Below are 15,850 nucleotides of genomic sequence, written 5' to 3' on the forward strand. Positions count from 1 at the left end.
CGTGCGTCATCAGATGCGATTGACGAGCCATCAGAAGTCCAGCCCGCCCTCTCGGGCGCCGTCCGCCAGGGCCGCGATGCGGCCGTGGTAGCGGTGCCCGGCGCGGTCGAAGACCACCGCGCTGATGCCCACCTCGCGCGCACGCTCGGCGAGGAGCTCGCCGACCTTGCGCGCCTTGGCGGTCTTGTCGCCCTCGGCCGTACGGAGCGTGGGGTCCAGCGTGGACGCCGACGCCAGCGTGTGACCGGCCAGGTCGTCGATGATCTGCGCGAACATGTGCTTGGTCGAACGCGTCACGACCAGGCGCGGCCGCTGCGGCGTGCCCTGGACCTTCTTGCGGACGCGCAGGTGCCGGCGGGTCCGCGACGCGGCGCGCGACGCGGTCCGCTTGCGGACCTGAGTCTTGCTCGCAGCCATGTCTACTTACCAGCCTTTCCGACCTTGCGGCGGATCTGCTCACCCTGGTACCGCACGCCCTTGCCCTTGTACGGGTCGGGCTTACGCAGCTTGCGGATGTTCGCGGCGACCTCGCCGACCTTCTGCTTGTCGATGCCCTCGATCACGAACTGGGTCGGCCGCTCGACACGGAAGGTGATGCCCGCCGGGGGCTCGACCGTGATCGGGTGGCTGTAGCCGAGCGAGAACTCGAGGTTGCTGCCCTTGGCCTGAACGCGGTAGCCGACGCCGACGATCTCCATCGTCTTGCTGTAGCCCTGCGTCACGCCGATGACCATGTTGTTGATCAGCGAGCGGGTGAGGCCGTGCAGCGCACGCACCGGTCCCTCGTCGCTGGGCCGGCCGACCTTGATCTCGCCGCCCTCCTGGGCGACCTCGATCGGCCGGGCGACCGTGTGCTTCAGCTCGCCCTTGGGGCCCTTGACCGTGACCTCCTGGCCATCGACCTTGACGTCGACGCCGCTGGGGACGGGAATGGGCAAACGTCCAATGCGCGACATTCTTGGGTCCCTCCCCTCACCACACGTAGGCGAGGACTTCCCCGCCCACACCGTGCTTGCCGGCCTGCTTGTCGGTCATCAGGCCGGAGGACGTCGAGATGATCGCGACGCCGAGACCACCGAGGACCTTCGGCAGGTTGTCCTTCTTCGCGTAGACCCGCAGGCCCGGCTTGGACACCCGCTTGAGTCCGGCGATCGAACGCTCACGGCTCGGGCCGAACTTGAGGTCGATCACGAGCTTCTTGCCGACCTCGGCGTCCTCCACGCTCCACCCCGAGATGTAACCCTCCTGCTGGAGGATCTCGGCGATGTGCGCCTTGATCTTCGAGTACGGCATGCCCACGGTGTCGTGGTACGCCGAATTCGCGTTCCGCAGACGCGTCAACATGTCTGCGATCGGGTCGGTCATCGTCATGGCCTACTGGCCCTCCTCGCCGCGGTTTCCGCCGATTGCGGACCTACGACGTGGTCGTGGGCGCCTTGTCTTCAGGCGCCCGGTCGGTCATTTATCGAAAAGCCGGTGGGTTACCAGCTGGACTTGGTGATGCCGGGCAGCTCGCCGCGGTGCGCCATCTCCCGGAAGCAGATCCGGCACAGGCCGAACTTGCGGAAGACCGCGCGCGGACGCCCGCACCGCGAGCACCGAGTGTAGGCGCGCACGGCGTGCTTGGGCTTCCGGTTCGCCTTGGCGATCAGAGCCTTCTTCGCCATCTCTCAGTTCTCCTTGAACGGGAAGCCCAGGTGCCGCAGGAGCGCCCGGCCCTCGTCGTCGGTCGTCGCGGTGGTGACGATCGTGATGTCCATGCCGCGCTGGCGGTCGACCTTGTCGGGGTCGATCTCGTGGAACATCACCTGCTCGGTGAGCCCGAACGTGTAGTTGCCGTTGCCGTCGAAGTGCTTCGGCGACAGGCCGCGGAAGTCACGGATCCGGGGCAGCGCCAGCGACAGCAGGCGGTCCAGGAACTCCCACATGCGGTCGCCGCGCAGCGTCACGTGCGCGCCGATCGGCATGCCCTCGCGCAGCTTGAACTGCGCGATGGACTTCTTCGCCCGCGCGACGGCCGGCTTCTGGCCGGTGATGGTGGTCAGGTCGCGCACCGCGCCCTCGATGAGCTTCGAGTCGCGGGCGGCGTCACCGACGCCCATGTTGACCTTGACCTTGGTCACGCCCGGGATCTGCATGACGTTGGCGTAGCCGAACTCGTCCTGCAGCTTCTTCGCGATCTCCTCGCGGTAGCGCTGCTTGAGCCGCGGCTGGGGGACCTGCGTAGTCGTGTCGGCGGTCATCAGATTTCCTTACCGGTACGGCGCGAGATGCGGACCTTCGTGCCGTCTTCGTTGATGCGGTAGCCGACGCGAGTGCGCTTACCGTTCTCCAGCAGCATCACGTTGCTGACGTGGATCGGCCCCTCCTTGGTGACGACCCCGCCCTCCTTGGCGCCACGCGGGCCCTGGTTCGTCTCCTTGGTGTGGCGCTTCACCATGTTCACGCCTTCGACGACCACGCGCTCGCGCTTGGGGTCCGCCGAGATGACCTTCCCGGTCGCGCCCTTGTCCTTGCCGGCGATGACGACGACGTCGTCGCCCTTCTTGATCTTCATCAGAGCACCTCCGGCGCCAGCGAGATGATGCGCATGAACCGCTTCTCGCGCAGCTCCCGGCCGACCGGGCCGAAGATACGCGTGCCGCGAGGGTCGCCACCGTCCTTGATCAGGACGGCAGCGTTCTCGTCGAAGCGGATGTAGGAGCCGTCGGGACGGCCCCGCTCCTTGCGGGTGCGCACGACGACGGCCTTAACGACATCACCCTTCTTGACGCCGGCACCGGGAAGGGCGTCCTTCACGGTGGCGACGATGATGTCACCGATGCCCGCATAGCGCCGACCCGAGCCGCCGAGAACGCGGATGCACAGAATCTCCTTGGCACCCGTGTTGTCGGCGACCTTGAGTCGCGACTCCTGCTGGATCACGTCAACTCCTGTATTTCACGCCGGTTCTCGTTGTGAGCCTGGCGGATTCGATCCTCAGCCGCTTGGCGGCGGCTGCCAGCTACTTGGCCTTCTCAAGGATCTCCACGACGCGCCACCGCTTGGTGGCGGACATCGGCCGGGTCTCCATGAGACGAACCCGGTCGCCCACGCCACAGGCGTTGGCCTCGTCGTGCGCCTTGTACTTCGTGGTACGGCGGATGATCTTGCCGTACAGCGGGTGCTTGACGCGGTCCTCGACGGCGACGACGACGGTCTTGTCCATCTTGTCGCTGACCACGAGACCCTCACGGATCTTGCGGTAGTTCCGCGTCTCGGTGTTCTGCTCACTCATCGGTGGACTCCTCCACGGGCTCCTCGGCGAACTCGACGATGCCGAGCTCACGCTCCCGCATCACGGTGTAGATGCGGGCGATCTCCCGCTTCACTTCCCGAAGCCGTCCGTGAGTCTCGAGCTGGCCCGTCGCCGCCTGGAAGCGGAGGTTGAACAGCTCCTCCTTCGCCTCCTTGAGCTTGGTGACGAGCTCAGCCTCGGGCTGGGTCCGCAGATCGTCAGCGGTAAGGCCCTTGGCCATCACGCCTCACCCACTTCACGCTTCTCGAACCGTGAGCGCTGCATCGGGAGCTTGTGCTGCTTGAACATCACGCCTCACCGACCTCGCGCTTCACGAACTTGCACTTCATCGGGAGCTTGTGCATCGCGCGGCGGAGCGCCTCGCGAGCCAGCGGCTCCGGAACGCCGGCCAGCTCGAACATCACGCGTCCGGGCTTGACGTTGGCGATCCACCACTCCGGCGAGCCCTTACCGGAACCCATACGGGTCTCGGCCGGCTTCTTGGTCAGCGGACGGTCGGGGTAGATGTTGATCCACACCTTTCCGCCACGCTTGATGTGCCGGGTCATCGCGATACGAGCGGCCTCGATCTGCCGGTTGGTCACGTACGCGCCCTCGACGGCCTGGATGCCGTACTCGCCGAAGGTGACCTTCGTACCGCCCTTGGCCATCCCACGCCGCTTCGGGTGGTGCTGCTTGCGGTGCTTGACCCTGCGAGGGATCAGCATGGGTTACTTCAGCTCCCCTCACCCGTGCTGGACGGCGCGGCCGCCTCGTTGGACTGCTGCTGCTCGGCGCCGGTCGGCGCGGAAGCGGCCTGCTGCTGCCGGCCGCCGCGGTCGCCGCCGCGCTCGCCACGACGGCCACCGCCGCCGCCACCGCGACGCTGCGGCCGCTCGCGCCGACCGCCACCGGCGGCCCGCTCCTTGGCCTGCTGCGCCTCACGCTCGGCGCGGCTCGTCGGAGCCTCGCCCTTGTAGATCCAGACCTTCACGCCGATCCGGCCGAAGGTGGTACGGGCCTCGTAGAACCCGTAGTCGATGTCGGCGCGGAGCGTGTGCAGGGGCACCTGGCCCTCGCGGTAGAACTCCGAGCGCGACATCTCGGCGCCGCCGAGGCGGCCGCCGCACTGGACCTTGATGCCCTTGGCGCCGCTCTTCATGGCGCTCTGGATGGCCTTGCGCATCGCACGGCGGAACGCGACCCGGCTGGACAGCTGCTCGGCGACGCCCTGGGCGACGAGCTGAGCGTCGACCTCGGGGTTCTTCACCTCGAGGATGTTCAGCTGGACCTGCTTGCCCGTCAGCTTCTCGAGGTCGCCGCGGATGCGGTCGGCCTCCGCGCCACGCCGGCCGATGACGATGCCGGGGCGGGCGGTGTGGATGTCGACGCGGACGCGGTCACGGGTGCGCTCGATCTCGACCTTGGAGATGCCGGCGCGGTCCATGCCGCGGGTCAGCATCCGGCGGATCGCCACGTCTTCCTTGACGTAGTCCTTGTACAGCTTGTCGGCGTACCACCGGCTCTTGAAGTCGGTGGTGATGCCCAACCGGAACCCGTGCGGGTTGATCTTCTGCCCCACTAGCGGGTCCTCCTCGTCTTCTTACGACCGTTGGACTTCTCGCCCTCCGGACGCGACTCGACCACGACCGTGATGTGGCTCGTACGCTTGTTGATGCGGTACGCGCGCCCCATCGACCGCGGGCGGAAACGCTTCAGCGTCGGTCCCTCGTCGACCCACGCGCGGCTCACCCAGAGGGTGTCGACCTCGAGCTGGTTGTTGTGCTCGGCGTTGGCGATGGCGCTCGAGAGCACCTTGTACACCGGCTCGCTCGCAGCCTGAGGGGCGAACCGCAGCACCGCCTGAGCCTCCGTGGCCGGCAGGCCACGGATGAGGTCCACCACGCGGCGGGCCTTCCTGGGCGTGACGCGGGCGTACCGCGCCTGGGCCCTGGCTTCCATCGCTGTTCCTCGCTCTCAGTACTTCCGGTCAGCCGCGACGGCTGCGGCGGTCTTCCTTGATGTGGCCCTTGAACGTCCGCGTCGGGGCGAACTCCCCGAGCTTGTGACCGATCATGGCCTCGGTGACGAACACCGGAACGTGCTTGCGGCCGTCGTGCACGGCGATCGTGTGACCGAGCATGTCGGGCACGATCATGGAGCGCCGCGACCACGTCTTGATGACGTTCTTCGTGCCCTTCTCGTTCTGTACGTCCACCTTCTTCATGAGGTGGTCGTCCACGAAAGGGCCCTTCTTAAGGCTACGTGGCATCGTGGGCTCCTACCGCTTCTTCTTGCTACGACGACGGACGATGAGCCGATCGGACGGCTTGTTCGCCTTGCGGGTACGGCCCTCGGGCTTGCCCCAGGGGCTCGACGGGTGACGACCACCGGAGGTCTTGCCCTCACCACCACCGTGCGGGTGGTCGATCGGGTTCATCGCGACACCGCGGACGGTCGGGCGCTTGCCCTTCCACCGCATACGGCCGGCCTTACCCCAGTTGATGTTCGACTGCTCGGAGTTGCCGACCTCACCGACGGTGGCGCGGCAGCGAACGTCGACCATCCGCATCTCACCGGAGGGCATGCGCAGCGTGGCGTACTTGCCCTCCTTGGCCAGCAGCTGCGCGCCGGAGCCGGCCGACCGGGCCAGCTTGGCGCCGCCGCCCGGCCGCAGCTCGATGGCGTGCACGACCGTACCGGTCGGGATGTTGCGCAGCGGCAGGCAGTTGCCCGGCTTGATGTCGGCGCCCGCGCCGTTCTCGATCGCGTCGCCCTGCTTCACGCCGGTCGGGCAGAGGATGTAGCGCTTCTCCCCGTCGGCGTAGTGCAGCAGCGCGATCCGCGCGGTGCGGTTCGGGTCGTACTCGATGTGCGCGACCTTCGCCGGGACGCCGTCCTTGTCGGCGCGCCGGAAGTCGATGACGCGGTAGGCCCGCTTGTGGCCACCACCCTGGTGACGGGTGGTGATGCGGCCGTGGGTGTTACGGCCGCCCTTCTTCGGGAGCGGACGCACCAGCGACTTCTCGGGCTCGGTCCGGGTGACCTCGACGAAGTCGGCCACGCTCGAACCGCGACGCCCGGGGGTCGTCGGCTTGTACTTACGGATGCCCATCTTTTTCGTTCATCCCTTGTCTGCTTCGGCGATCCCGGTCAGGAGACCGGGCCACCGAAGATGTCGATCCGCTCACCGTCGGCCAGGCTCACGATGGCCCGCTTGGTGTCCTTGCGCTTGCCGTAACCGAACCGGGTGCGCTTGCGCTTGCCCTGCCGGTTGATGGTGTTCACGCCCGTCACCTTGACCCCGAAGACGGCCTCGACGGCCTGCCGGATCTGGGTCTTGTTGGCGTCCGTGCGGACCTCGAACGTGTACTTGTTCTCATCGAGCAGCCCGTAGCTCTTCTCAGAGATCACGGGCGCGATGAGGATGTCGCGCGGGTCGGCGATCTTCACTGCGCGCTCTCCTTCCCGCTGACACGGCCCACGAAGGCCTGGTACGCGGCCTCGGTGAACACCACGTCGTCGCTGCAGAGCACGTCGTAGGTGTTCAGCTGGTCCTCGACGATCACGTGGACCTCGGGGACGTTGCGCAGGCTCTTCCAGGTGAGCTCGTCCTCGCGGTCGAGCACCAGGAGGACCTTCTCCGCCGGGGTGACCTCGCGCAGCGCGGCGAGCGCCGTCTTGGTCTTCGGCGTCTCGCCCTCGAGCAGGTTCGACACCACGTGCACGCGGCCGTACCGGGCCCGGTCCGACAGCGCGCCGCGCAGCGCGGCCGCCTTCATCTTCTTCGGCGTCTTCTGCTCGTACGAGCGCGGCTGCGGGCCGTGGACGGTGCCACCGCCGGCGAACTGCGGCGCACGGGTGGAACCCTGACGGGCGCGGCCGGTGCCCTTCTGGCGGTACGGCTTCTTGCCACCGCCGGAGACCTCACCGCGGGTCTTGGTCTTGTGCGTGCCCTGGCGGGCCGCGGCCAGCTGCGCCACGACCACCTGGTGGATCAGCGGCACGTTGACCTTGGCCTCGAAGATCTCCGGGGCCAGCTCGACGTCCAGCTTGCTCACTTACTTCGCCCCCTTCGCGGCGGTGCGAACCAGGACGAGGCCGCCGTTCGGACCGGGAACCGCACCCTTGATCAGCAGCAGGTTCTTCTCGGTGTCGATGGCGTGCACGGTGAGGTTCTGGACGGTGATACGGGCGTTGCCGTGCCGACCGGCCATGCGCAGGCCCTTGAACACGCGACCCGGGGTGGCGCAACCGCCGATCGAACCCGGCGAGCGGTGCTTGCGCTGGGTACCGTGCGAGGCGCCGAGGCCCTTGAAGCCGTGGCGCTTCATGACACCCGCGGTGCCCTTGCCCTTGCTGCGGCCGGTGACGTCGATCCGCTGGCCGGCCTCGAAGACCTCAACGGTGACTTCCTGGCCGAGCTCGTACTCGGTGGCGTCGTCGGTGCGCAGCTCGACGAGGTGACGGCGCGGCGTGACGCCGGCCTTCTCGAAGTGCCCGGTGAGGGGCTTGTTCACCTTGCGCGGGTCGATCTGCCCAAAGCCGAGCTGGACGGCGGAGTAGCCGTCGTTCTCCGGCGTGCGGACCCGGGTGACGACGCACGGCCCGGCCTGGACGACGGTCACCGGAACGATCCGGCCCTCATCGTCGAAAACCTGGGTCATGCCGAGCTTCTCGCCCAGGACGCCCTTTCTCTGCTTACTCATCTCTCGAAGCGTCCTTAGAGCTTGATCTCGATGTCGACGCCGGCCGGCAGGTCGAGCCGCATGAGCGAGTCGACCGTCTTGGGCGTCGGATCGATGATGTCGATCAGGCGCTTGTGCGTGCGCATCTCGAAGTGCTCGCGGCTGTCCTTGTACTTGTGCGGCGAGCGGATGACGCAGTACACGTTCTTCTCGGTCGGCAGCGGCACCGGGCCGGCGACCTTCGCGCCCGTGCGCGTCACCGTCTCGACGATCTTGCGCGCCGAAGTGTCGATGACCTCGTGGTCGTAGGCCTTGAGCCGGATGCGGATCTTCTGTCCCGCCATGGTGGCCTCGGTGTCCTTTACTTCCTAGTGCCGCTGGGTCTTCTCATCGTGGTGCGGCGGCCGTTCAGGTCGCCGATGACGTCGCCCATGTAGTCCCGCCGCCGCACGGGTTACTACTTGATGATCTTGGTCACTCGGCCGGCGCCGACGGTGCGGCCGCCCTCGCGGATCGCGAAGCGGAGGCCTTCCTCCATCGCGATCGGCTGGATGAGCTCGACGCGCATCTCGGTGTTGTCGCCCGGCATGACCATCTCGGTGCCCTCGGGCAGGTGCACGACGCCGGTCACGTCCGTGGTCCGGAAGTAGAACTGCGGACGGTAGTTGTTGAAGAACGGCGTGTGGCGGCCACCCTCGTCCTTGGACAGGATGTAGACCTGGGCCTCGAACTCGGTGTGCGGGGTGTTGGTGCCCGGCTTGATGACACACTGACCGCGCTCGACGTCCTCGCGCTTGATGCCGCGCAGGAGCAGACCGACGTTGTCACCGGCCTGGCCCTCGTCGAGCAGCTTGCGGAACATCTCGACGCCCGTGACCGTGGTGCTGGTCGCGGTCTCCTTGATGCCGATGATGTCGACGGTCTCGTTGACGTGGACGACGCCACGCTCGATGCGGCCGGTGACCACGGTGCCGCGACCGGTGATCGAGAAGACGTCCTCGATCGGCATCAGGAACGGCTTGTCGGTCTCACGGACCGGCTCCGGGATGTTCTCGTCGCAGGCGTCCATGAGCTCGCCGATCTTGGCGCCCCACTCCGGGTCGCCCTCGAGCGCCTTGAGCGCCGAGACGCGCACGACCGGCACGTCGTCGCCCGGGAACTCGTACTCGGACAGCAGCTCGCGGACCTCCAGCTCGACGAGCTCGAGGATCTCCTCGTCGTCGACCATGTCGGCCTTGTTGAGGGCCACGACGATGTACGGAACGCCGACCTGGCGGGCCAGGAGCACGTGCTCCTTGGTCTGCGGCATCGGGCCGTCGGTCGCCGCCACCACCAGGATCGCGCCGTCCATCTGCGCGGCACCGGTGATCATGTTCTTGATGTAGTCGGCGTGACCCGGGCAGTCGACGTGCGCGTAGTGGCGCTTCTCCGTCTGGTACTCGACGTGGGCGATCGAGATCGTGATGCCCCGCTCGCGCTCCTCCGGCGCCTTGTCGATGTCCTCGAACGGCGTGAAGGGGTTGAGGTCGGGGTGCTTGTCATGGAGCACCTTGGTAATCGCCGCGGTAAGCGTGGTCTTACCGTGGTCGATGTGTCCAATGGTGCCGATGTTTACGTGCGGCTTCGTCCGCTCGAACTTGGCCTTGGCCACCGGTGTCTCCTTGCTGCGATCCTCGGCCGTCTAGACGACCGCATTGCTTTCAGTGGTTGGTCTTGTGCGCCGCGGTGCGGTTATTCGCCCCGCGCCTTGGCGACGATCTCCTGCGCGACGTTCCCCGGAACCTCGGCGTAGGAGTCGAACTGCATGGTGAACACGGCCCGGCCCTGGGTCTTGCTGCGCAGGTCGCCCACGTAGCCGAACATCTCCGACAGCGGCACGATCGCCTTGATGACGCGGACGCCGGAGCGCTCGCCCATCTCCTGGATCTGGCCGCGCCGGCCGTTCAGGTCGCCGATGACGTCGCCCATGTAGTCCTCGGGCGTGGTCACCTCGACGGCCATCATCGGCTCCAGCAGCGCGGGGTCGGCCTTGCGGGCCGCCTCCTTGAACGCCATGGACCCGGCGATCTTGAACGCCAGCTCCGAGGAGTCGACGTCGTGGTAGGCGCCGTCCTGCAGCGTCACCTTGACGCCCACGATCGGGTAGCCCGCGAGCACACCGAACTCGGCCGCCTCCTGGCAGCCCGCGTCCACCGACGGGATGTACTCCCGGGGGATGCGGCCACCGGTGACCTTGTTCTCGAACTCGTAGCCGTCACTGCCGCCGCCGATGGGCTCCAGGTCGATGATCACGCGACCGAACTGGCCCGAGCCACCCGTCTGCTTCTTGTGGGTGTACTCGACCTTCTCCACCTTGCGGCGGATGGTCTCGCGGTAGGCGACCTGCGGCCGGCCGACGTTGGCCTCGACCTTGAACTCGCGCTTCATGCGGTCGACCAGCACCTCGAGGTGCAGCTCGCCCATGCCGGAGATGATGGTCTGGCCGGTCTCCTCGTCGGTCCGCACCTGGAAGGACGGGTCCTCCTCGGCGAGCCGCTGGATCGCGGTGCCCAGCTTCTGCTGGTCGGCCTTCGTCTTCGGCTCGATCGCGACGTTGATGACCGGCGCCGGGAAGTTCATCGACTCCAGAACCACGGGGTTCTTGTCGTCGCTCAGCGTCTCGCCGGTGGTGGTCTGCTTGAGACCCATCACCGCGACGATGTCGCCGGCGCCCACGCGCTCGATCTCCTCACGCTTGTTCGCGTGCATGCGGTAGATCTTGCCGATGCGCTCCTTGCGGTCCTTCACGCTGTTCAGGACCGAGGAACCGGACTCCAGCACGCCCGAGTAGACGCGGATGAAGGTCAGCTTGCCGAGGTGCGGGTCGCTCATGATCTTGAACGCCAGCGCCGCGAACGGCTCGTCCTCGCTCGGCTTGCGCTCGATCACCTTCTCCTCGTCGCGCACGTCGTGGCCCTTGATGGCCTCGATGTCGAGCGGCGACGGGAGGTAGTTGACGATCGCGTCGAGCAGGGGCTGGACGCCCTTGTTCTTGAACGCGGTGCCGCAGGTGACCGGGGTGAGGTTGCCGGCGATCGTGGCGCGGCGGATGGCCGGGATCAGCTGGTCCGTCGTGGGCTCGTGGCCCTCGAGGTACAGCTCCATGATCTCGTCGTCCGCCTCGGCCAGCGTCTCCACCAGCTTGTCGTGCCACTCACGCGCGGCGTCGGCGTGCGACTCCGGGATGTCCAGGACGTCGTACATCTCGCCCTTGGCGGCCTCGGCGCTCCACACCAGGGCCTTCATGCGGACCAGGTCCACGACGCCCTTGAAGTCGGCCTCGGCGCCGATCGGGATCTGCAGCACCAGCGGCGTGGCGTTCAGCCGGTCCACGATCATGTCGACGCAGCGGTGGAACTCCGCGCCGACCCGGTCCAGCTTGTTGACGAAGCAGATCCGCGGCACGTTGTAGCGGTCGGCCTGCCGCCAGACCGTCTCCGACTGCGGCTCTACACCGGCGACACCGTCGAACACCGCGACGGCACCGTCGAGGACGCGCAGCGAACGCTCCACCTCGACGGTGAAGTCCACGTGGCCCGGCGTGTCGATGATGTTGATGGTGTGATCGACGTCGTCAACCGTCCAGTGGCAGGTGGTCGCGGCGGACGTGATCGTGATGCCGCGCTCCTGCTCCTGTTCCATCCAGTCCATGGTGGCCGCGCCCTCATGGACCTCACCGATCTTGTAGTTGACGCCGGTGTAGTACAGGATCCGCTCGGTGGTGGTGGTCTTGCCCGCGTCGATGTGGGCCATGATCCCGATGTTCCGGACCTTGGCCAGGTCTACGCCGGTCTGAGTAGCCACTTCTCGCGTCCTCGTTTGTCTCGTACGACTAGATGCCGGTTGTTACCAGCGGTAATGCGCGAAGGCCTTGTTGGACTCCGCCATCTTGTGGGTGTCCTCGCGCTTCTTGACACTCGCGCCGAGGCCGTTGCTCGCGTCGAGCAGCTCGTTCATCAGCCGCTCGGTCATCGTCTTCTCGCGGCGCTGCCGGGCGTACAGCACCAGCCAGCGCAGCGCCAGCGTGGTGCTGCGGGCCGGGCGCACCTCGACCGGCACCTGGTAGGTGGCGCCACCGACACGCCGGCTGCGGACCTCGAGGGTCGGCTTCACGTTGTCCAGCGCGCGCTTCAGCGTGACGACCGGGTCGTTGCCCGTCTTCTCGCGGCAACCCTCGAGTGCGTCGTACACGATGCTCTGCGCGATCGACCGCTTGCCGTCGAGCAGGACCTTGTTGACCAGCGAGGTGACCAGCGGCGAGTTGTACACCGGGTCAGCGATCAGCTGGCGCTTGCCTGCGGGACCCTTGCGAGGCATGTCAGCTCTTCTCCTTCTTCGCGCCGTAACGGCTGCGCGCCTGCTTCCGGTTCCGGACACCCTGGGTGTCCAGCGACCCCCGGATGATCTTGTACCGAACACCGGGGAGGTCCTTCACACGGCCGCCGCGCACGAGCACGATCGAGTGCTCCTGCAGGTTGTGTCCGACGCCGGGGATGTAGGCCGTGACCTCGATCCCACTCGTCAGCCGGACACGGGCGACCTTGCGAAGCGCCGAGTTGGGCTTCTTGGGCGTCGTCGTGTAGACGCGCGTGCAGACGCCACGGCGCTGCGGGCTCCCCTTGAGCGCCGGGGTCTTGTTCTTGGTCACCTTGTCCTGGCGGCCCTTGCGGACCAGCTGCTGGATCGTGGGCACCGCGTCTCCGTCTTCCTCGTACCGAGCCGGTAAGTCTTCGTTGGTTGCCGCACTGTCGTACGGCTCCAGGTCACGAACCACTTACGCGGCCAGGACCTGCAGTTTTTCCCTCGTCCCCCGCCCCCGCGGTCGGGCGTGTCGCGCCTGCCGCGTCCCCGTCGGCCCGTGCTGGGCCGGACGAACTCGGGGGGAGTCGGATCCGTACCGCACGCCGGTCGGACCGACCACCGAGGGGTGACCGCCGAGACCGCCTGTGCGCGCACGATGAACCCGCGAACCGCGGGCACGAAGGGAGAGACTACCTAACACCCGAGCACGAGGTCAAAACAAGCCCCGCCACGCCGAAAGTCGCTCGGCGACGTTCACCCGCAGAACGCCAGAATGCCGACGGATGTTCCCGTCGGCATTCTGTCCTACCCGTCCGCGCGATGAAAGAGGCGGTCCCGGAGTCCCTACCTCACAGTGACATGAACAGGATGATGATCAGGATCACCAGCACCACGGTGCCGATGCCCAGAGCGATCCAGAGCTTGCGCTTGGACTCGTCCCCGGAAGAGGACGACGACACCTGGCCATAGCCGGGGAAACCGCCCTCCTGACCGAACGGCTGCTGACCGCCGTACGGCGACGGCTGCTGCTGGCCGTACCCCTGCTGGCCATAGCCCTGCTGCTGGCCATAGCCCTGCTGCTGGCCATAGGGCTGCTGCTGACCGAACCCCTGCTGAGGGTGGCCCTGCTGCCCGGCCTGCTGTTGGCCGCCCTGCTGCTGACCGTAACCCTGCTGCTGGCCGAAGCCCTGCTGGCCGTACGGCTGCTGGCCCTGACCCTGGCCCTGCCGGCCGGAGCCCGGCTGCTGCTCGCCGTACCCCTGCGGGCCGCTGCCCTGCTGGTCCGGGCGCCGCTGCTCGCCGTACGCCTGCTGCTGCCCGTAGCCCTGCTGCTGCCCGTAGGCGGGCTGGCCGTACCCCTGCTGCGGGAAGCCCTGGGGCTGCCCGAATCCCTGCGGACCCGAGGGCTGCGGACCGCCGCTCTGCTCTCCGCCGGAGGCCGGCGAACCGGACGGCGGAGCCCAGGGCAGCGGACCCGAGTCACCGCTCGACGGCGTGGGGTACGGACCGGAGTCCCCGGTCGAGGACGGAGACGCGTGCCGGCCGAAGGCCGAGGCGCCGAGGCCGTTCGGGTCGGAGGCGCCGCCGGCCGGGTTGCCGCCGCCGTACGGAGGCGGCTCCTCGTCGACCCGGCTCTGGCTCGCGAAACCGACCTCCGGAGGCGGCACCAGCATCGTGCGCTCGGCCCCGCCGTTGTCGTCGTCGCCCTGGTCGTCCCCGGCCTGCGAGCCGGCCGACGCCGGCTCCTCCGCCGCGTGCGCGCCGAGCACCGGAGCGTCACTCGCCGGACCGCCGAACGACGGGCCCTCGCTCGCCGAACCGCCGAAGGACGGGCCGTCCCCGGCGGGACCGCCGAACGCCGGAGCGTCGCTCGTCGGCGCGCCGAAGGCCGGGGGGTCCCCCGCCGGAGCGCCGAAGGCCGGGAGGTCGCCGGTCCGTGACGACTCCTCGCCGGAAGAGCCGGAGGAACCCGTCTCCAGCGGCCGGTCCAGCATCGTGGACGGCGGCTGCGGCACGTCGGCACCGGACGCGGCCGATCCGAAGGAGGAGGGAGGCTGGTACTCGCCCGTCCCCGTGCCGCTCTCCGCCTCCGGGCGGAAGGCCGTCGTCGCGGGCGCACCGAACCCGCCCTCGGCGGACGGCACCGGGCGCTCGCCGGTCGACTCCGACGGTGCGACCGTGGTGCGCTCGGCGGCGTCCTCGTCCGCGGCCGACGAAGCGGACGCCGCGCTCCCCTGCTCGGGCGCGGACGGGTCGGAGCCCGCACTCCCGCCCTGCTCCCCGAAGGAGGCAGAGCCCGCGGGAGAGCCGAAGGGCTGACCATAGGGCTGGGAGTACCCGGACTCCCCGAACGGCCCCTGCTCGCCCTGAGACGGCTGCTGCCGGTCCGCCTGCTCGCCGGCCTGGTCGTAGGAGGGTGACCCCCCGGGCTGCCCGTAGGACGCCGCAGACGGCTGCCCCGGCTGCGCGTACGAGGAGCCGCCGGACTGTTCTTCCGACCGGCCGTACGGCGAACCCGCCTGCTCGGGCTGCCGGCCGTACGGCGAAGCCGCCTGCTCGGGCTGCCGGCCGTACGGGGAACCCGGCTGAGCGTACGGCGAACCGGGCTGCGCCCCCGGCTGACCGTACGGCGACCCCGGCTGGTCGGCCGGCTGGCCGTACGGAGAGCCCTGCTGCCCGCCCGGCTGTGCGTACGGCGACGCGGGCTGGCCGGGCTGGCCGTAGGGCGACGGCGGCTGCTCTCCGGGCTGGCCGTACGGCGACGGAGCTCCCGGCTGGCCGTACGGAGCCTGGCCGTAGGGCTGCTGCTGACCGTAGGGCGGCGGCGTGCCGTACTGGCCTTGGCCGTACGACGGCTGCTCGTCCGGCTGCCCGCCGTACGGCGGCTGACCGGTGGGAGGCTGCTGCCCGTAGGGAGGCTGGCCGTACGGCGCGGGCTGCTCGCCCGGCGTGCCGTACGGGGACGGAGCCCCCGGCTGGCCGTACGGAGCCTGGCCGTAGGGCTGCTGCTGACCGTAGGGCGGCGTGCCCGGTTGCCCGTACCCCTGCTGGCCGTAGGGCTGCTGGCCGTACGGCGGCGGAGGCGGCGTTCCCGGAGTGCCGTACGTGGAGGGCGCGCCGGGCGTTCCCGGCTGCGCGGGGGCGCCGTACGGCGACGGCGGCTGCTCGTCGGGGGCGGAACCCGGCCCCGCCTCACCGGAGGCGGGCGCGTCGGGCCTCTCCTCGGACGCGGGCGGAGTCACGGGGCGGCGCGGAGCGCCGAACATGACGGTGCGACCCGACTCGAGGACGTCATCCGACACGCCCTGGGGGGCCGGGGGGTCCTGGGGCTGCTCCTGCCCGCCCGTGGCGGCGCCCTGGTCGGCGCCGGGCGGCTCGGACGATCCTTGCTGCTCAGGCGGGGGCCAGTGGGATCCCTGGCCGCCGTTCTGCTCGGTCATCGTCGGACTCCTTCAGCGCCGTCTCCGCGGGCGACTCGCCTCCGGGGGACCGGCCTTGTGACAGCGCTCGGGATCGGGTGTCGCATCACGCCCTCCCGGCCTGT

At 68.7% G+C, this 15,850-nt stretch carries 23 protein-coding genes; all 23 read right to left on the bottom strand.

The features are described from left to right. Positions 1-30: 30 nt before the first annotated feature. Positions 31-417, bottom strand: coding sequence for a 50S ribosomal protein L18 (gene rplR / locus NDW01_RS13955; protein WP_252820538.1), 387 nt, complete (start codon positions 415-417; stop codon positions 31-33). A 2-nt stretch (positions 418-419) separates the two neighbouring features. Then, positions 420-956: a 50S ribosomal protein L6 gene (rplF, locus tag NDW01_RS13960; RefSeq protein ID WP_252780526.1), complete on the bottom strand. Its 537-nt coding sequence runs from the start codon at positions 954-956 to the stop codon at positions 420-422. 16 nt (positions 957-972) lie between these two features. Continuing rightward, entirely contained in the window at positions 973-1,371 is a 399-nt protein-coding gene (rpsH, locus tag NDW01_RS13965; RefSeq protein WP_252780523.1) for a 30S ribosomal protein S8, read from the bottom strand. Positions 1,372-1,481: 110 nt separating this feature from the next. After that, positions 1,482-1,667 (bottom strand): type Z 30S ribosomal protein S14, encoded by a 186-nt coding sequence (locus NDW01_RS13970; protein WP_252780511.1) that lies wholly within the window; start codon positions 1,665-1,667, stop codon positions 1,482-1,484. Positions 1,668-1,670: 3 nt separating this feature from the next. Beyond that, complete coding sequence (rplE, locus tag NDW01_RS13975) at positions 1,671-2,243, bottom strand: 50S ribosomal protein L5 (protein ID WP_252780508.1); 573 nt, start codon at positions 2,241-2,243, stop codon at positions 1,671-1,673. After that, complete coding sequence (gene rplX / locus NDW01_RS13980) at positions 2,243-2,557, bottom strand: 50S ribosomal protein L24 (protein ID WP_252820540.1); 315 nt, start codon at positions 2,555-2,557, stop codon at positions 2,243-2,245. The genes rplE and rplX overlap by 1 nt, the downstream gene beginning before the upstream one ends. After that, positions 2,557-2,925 (bottom strand): 50S ribosomal protein L14, encoded by a 369-nt coding sequence (rplN, locus tag NDW01_RS13985; protein ID WP_252780494.1) that lies wholly within the window; start codon positions 2,923-2,925, stop codon positions 2,557-2,559. The genes rplX and rplN overlap by 1 nt, the downstream gene beginning before the upstream one ends. 79 nt (positions 2,926-3,004) lie before the next feature. After that, positions 3,005-3,277, bottom strand: a complete 273-nt coding sequence (rpsQ, locus tag NDW01_RS13990; RefSeq protein ID WP_252780482.1) for a 30S ribosomal protein S17 — start codon at positions 3,275-3,277, stop codon at positions 3,005-3,007. Then, on the bottom strand, positions 3,270-3,518 hold the full coding sequence (gene rpmC / locus NDW01_RS13995; protein WP_252780978.1) for a 50S ribosomal protein L29: 249 nt from the start codon (positions 3,516-3,518) through the stop codon (positions 3,270-3,272). Before rpmC ends, rpsQ begins: the two co-directional genes overlap by 8 nt. 67 nt (positions 3,519-3,585) lie before the next feature. Next, the gene (gene rplP / locus NDW01_RS14000; RefSeq protein ID WP_252780460.1) at positions 3,586-4,005 is read right to left on the bottom strand and encodes a 50S ribosomal protein L16; all 420 of its coding nucleotides are present in this window, start codon (positions 4,003-4,005) and stop codon (positions 3,586-3,588) included. Positions 4,006-4,013: 8 nt separating this feature from the next. After that, the gene (rpsC, locus tag NDW01_RS14005) at positions 4,014-4,859 is read right to left on the bottom strand and encodes a 30S ribosomal protein S3 (protein ID WP_252820543.1); all 846 of its coding nucleotides are present in this window, start codon (positions 4,857-4,859) and stop codon (positions 4,014-4,016) included. After that, positions 4,859-5,239, bottom strand: coding sequence for a 50S ribosomal protein L22 (rplV, locus tag NDW01_RS14010; RefSeq protein ID WP_252780443.1), 381 nt, complete (start codon positions 5,237-5,239; stop codon positions 4,859-4,861). The genes rpsC and rplV overlap by 1 nt, the downstream gene beginning before the upstream one ends. Before the next feature lie 28 nt (positions 5,240-5,267). Beyond that, positions 5,268-5,549: a 30S ribosomal protein S19 gene (gene rpsS, locus NDW01_RS14015; RefSeq protein ID WP_252780430.1), complete on the bottom strand. Its 282-nt coding sequence runs from the start codon at positions 5,547-5,549 to the stop codon at positions 5,268-5,270. A gap of 9 nt (positions 5,550-5,558) precedes the next feature. Beyond that, positions 5,559-6,392 (bottom strand): 50S ribosomal protein L2, encoded by an 834-nt coding sequence (gene rplB, locus NDW01_RS14020; protein WP_252820545.1) that lies wholly within the window; start codon positions 6,390-6,392, stop codon positions 5,559-5,561. Positions 6,393-6,430: 38 nt separating this feature from the next. Further along, positions 6,431-6,730: a 50S ribosomal protein L23 gene (rplW, locus tag NDW01_RS14025; RefSeq protein WP_252780425.1), complete on the bottom strand. Its 300-nt coding sequence runs from the start codon at positions 6,728-6,730 to the stop codon at positions 6,431-6,433. Beyond that, positions 6,727-7,338 carry a 50S ribosomal protein L4 gene (rplD, locus tag NDW01_RS14030; protein ID WP_252820548.1) on the bottom strand — a complete coding sequence of 204 codons (612 nt, stop codon included), beginning with the start codon at positions 7,336-7,338 and terminating at the stop codon, positions 6,727-6,729. The genes rplW and rplD overlap by 4 nt, the downstream gene beginning before the upstream one ends. Beyond that, positions 7,339-7,986: a 50S ribosomal protein L3 gene (gene rplC, locus NDW01_RS14035; protein WP_252820550.1), complete on the bottom strand. Its 648-nt coding sequence runs from the start codon at positions 7,984-7,986 to the stop codon at positions 7,339-7,341. A gap of 14 nt (positions 7,987-8,000) precedes the next feature. Beyond that, the gene (gene rpsJ, locus NDW01_RS14040; RefSeq protein WP_141956729.1) at positions 8,001-8,309 is read right to left on the bottom strand and encodes a 30S ribosomal protein S10; all 309 of its coding nucleotides are present in this window, start codon (positions 8,307-8,309) and stop codon (positions 8,001-8,003) included. 113 nt (positions 8,310-8,422) lie between these two features. After that, complete coding sequence (tuf, locus tag NDW01_RS14045) at positions 8,423-9,616, bottom strand: elongation factor Tu (RefSeq protein WP_252820553.1); 1,194 nt, start codon at positions 9,614-9,616, stop codon at positions 8,423-8,425. Between the two features lie 80 nt (positions 9,617-9,696). Further along, positions 9,697-11,808: an elongation factor G gene (gene fusA, locus NDW01_RS14050; RefSeq protein WP_252820555.1), complete on the bottom strand. Its 2,112-nt coding sequence runs from the start codon at positions 11,806-11,808 to the stop codon at positions 9,697-9,699. Between the two features lie 42 nt (positions 11,809-11,850). Next, positions 11,851-12,321, bottom strand: coding sequence for a 30S ribosomal protein S7 (gene rpsG / locus NDW01_RS14055; protein ID WP_252780395.1), 471 nt, complete (start codon positions 12,319-12,321; stop codon positions 11,851-11,853). Position 12,322: 1 nt separating this feature from the next. Continuing rightward, complete coding sequence (gene rpsL / locus NDW01_RS14060; RefSeq protein ID WP_019632621.1) at positions 12,323-12,697, bottom strand: 30S ribosomal protein S12; 375 nt, start codon at positions 12,695-12,697, stop codon at positions 12,323-12,325. Positions 12,698-13,154: 457 nt separating this feature from the next. After that, positions 13,155-15,746 carry a hypothetical protein gene (locus NDW01_RS14065; protein ID WP_252820557.1) on the bottom strand — a complete coding sequence of 864 codons (2,592 nt, stop codon included), beginning with the start codon at positions 15,744-15,746 and terminating at the stop codon, positions 13,155-13,157. Positions 15,747-15,850 lie beyond the last annotated feature (104 nt).

Origin of the sequence: Actinoallomurus soli, assembly GCF_024055715.1 — a bacterium.
GTDB classification, from domain to species: Bacteria; Actinomycetota; Actinomycetes; order Streptosporangiales; family Streptosporangiaceae; genus Actinoallomurus; species Actinoallomurus soli.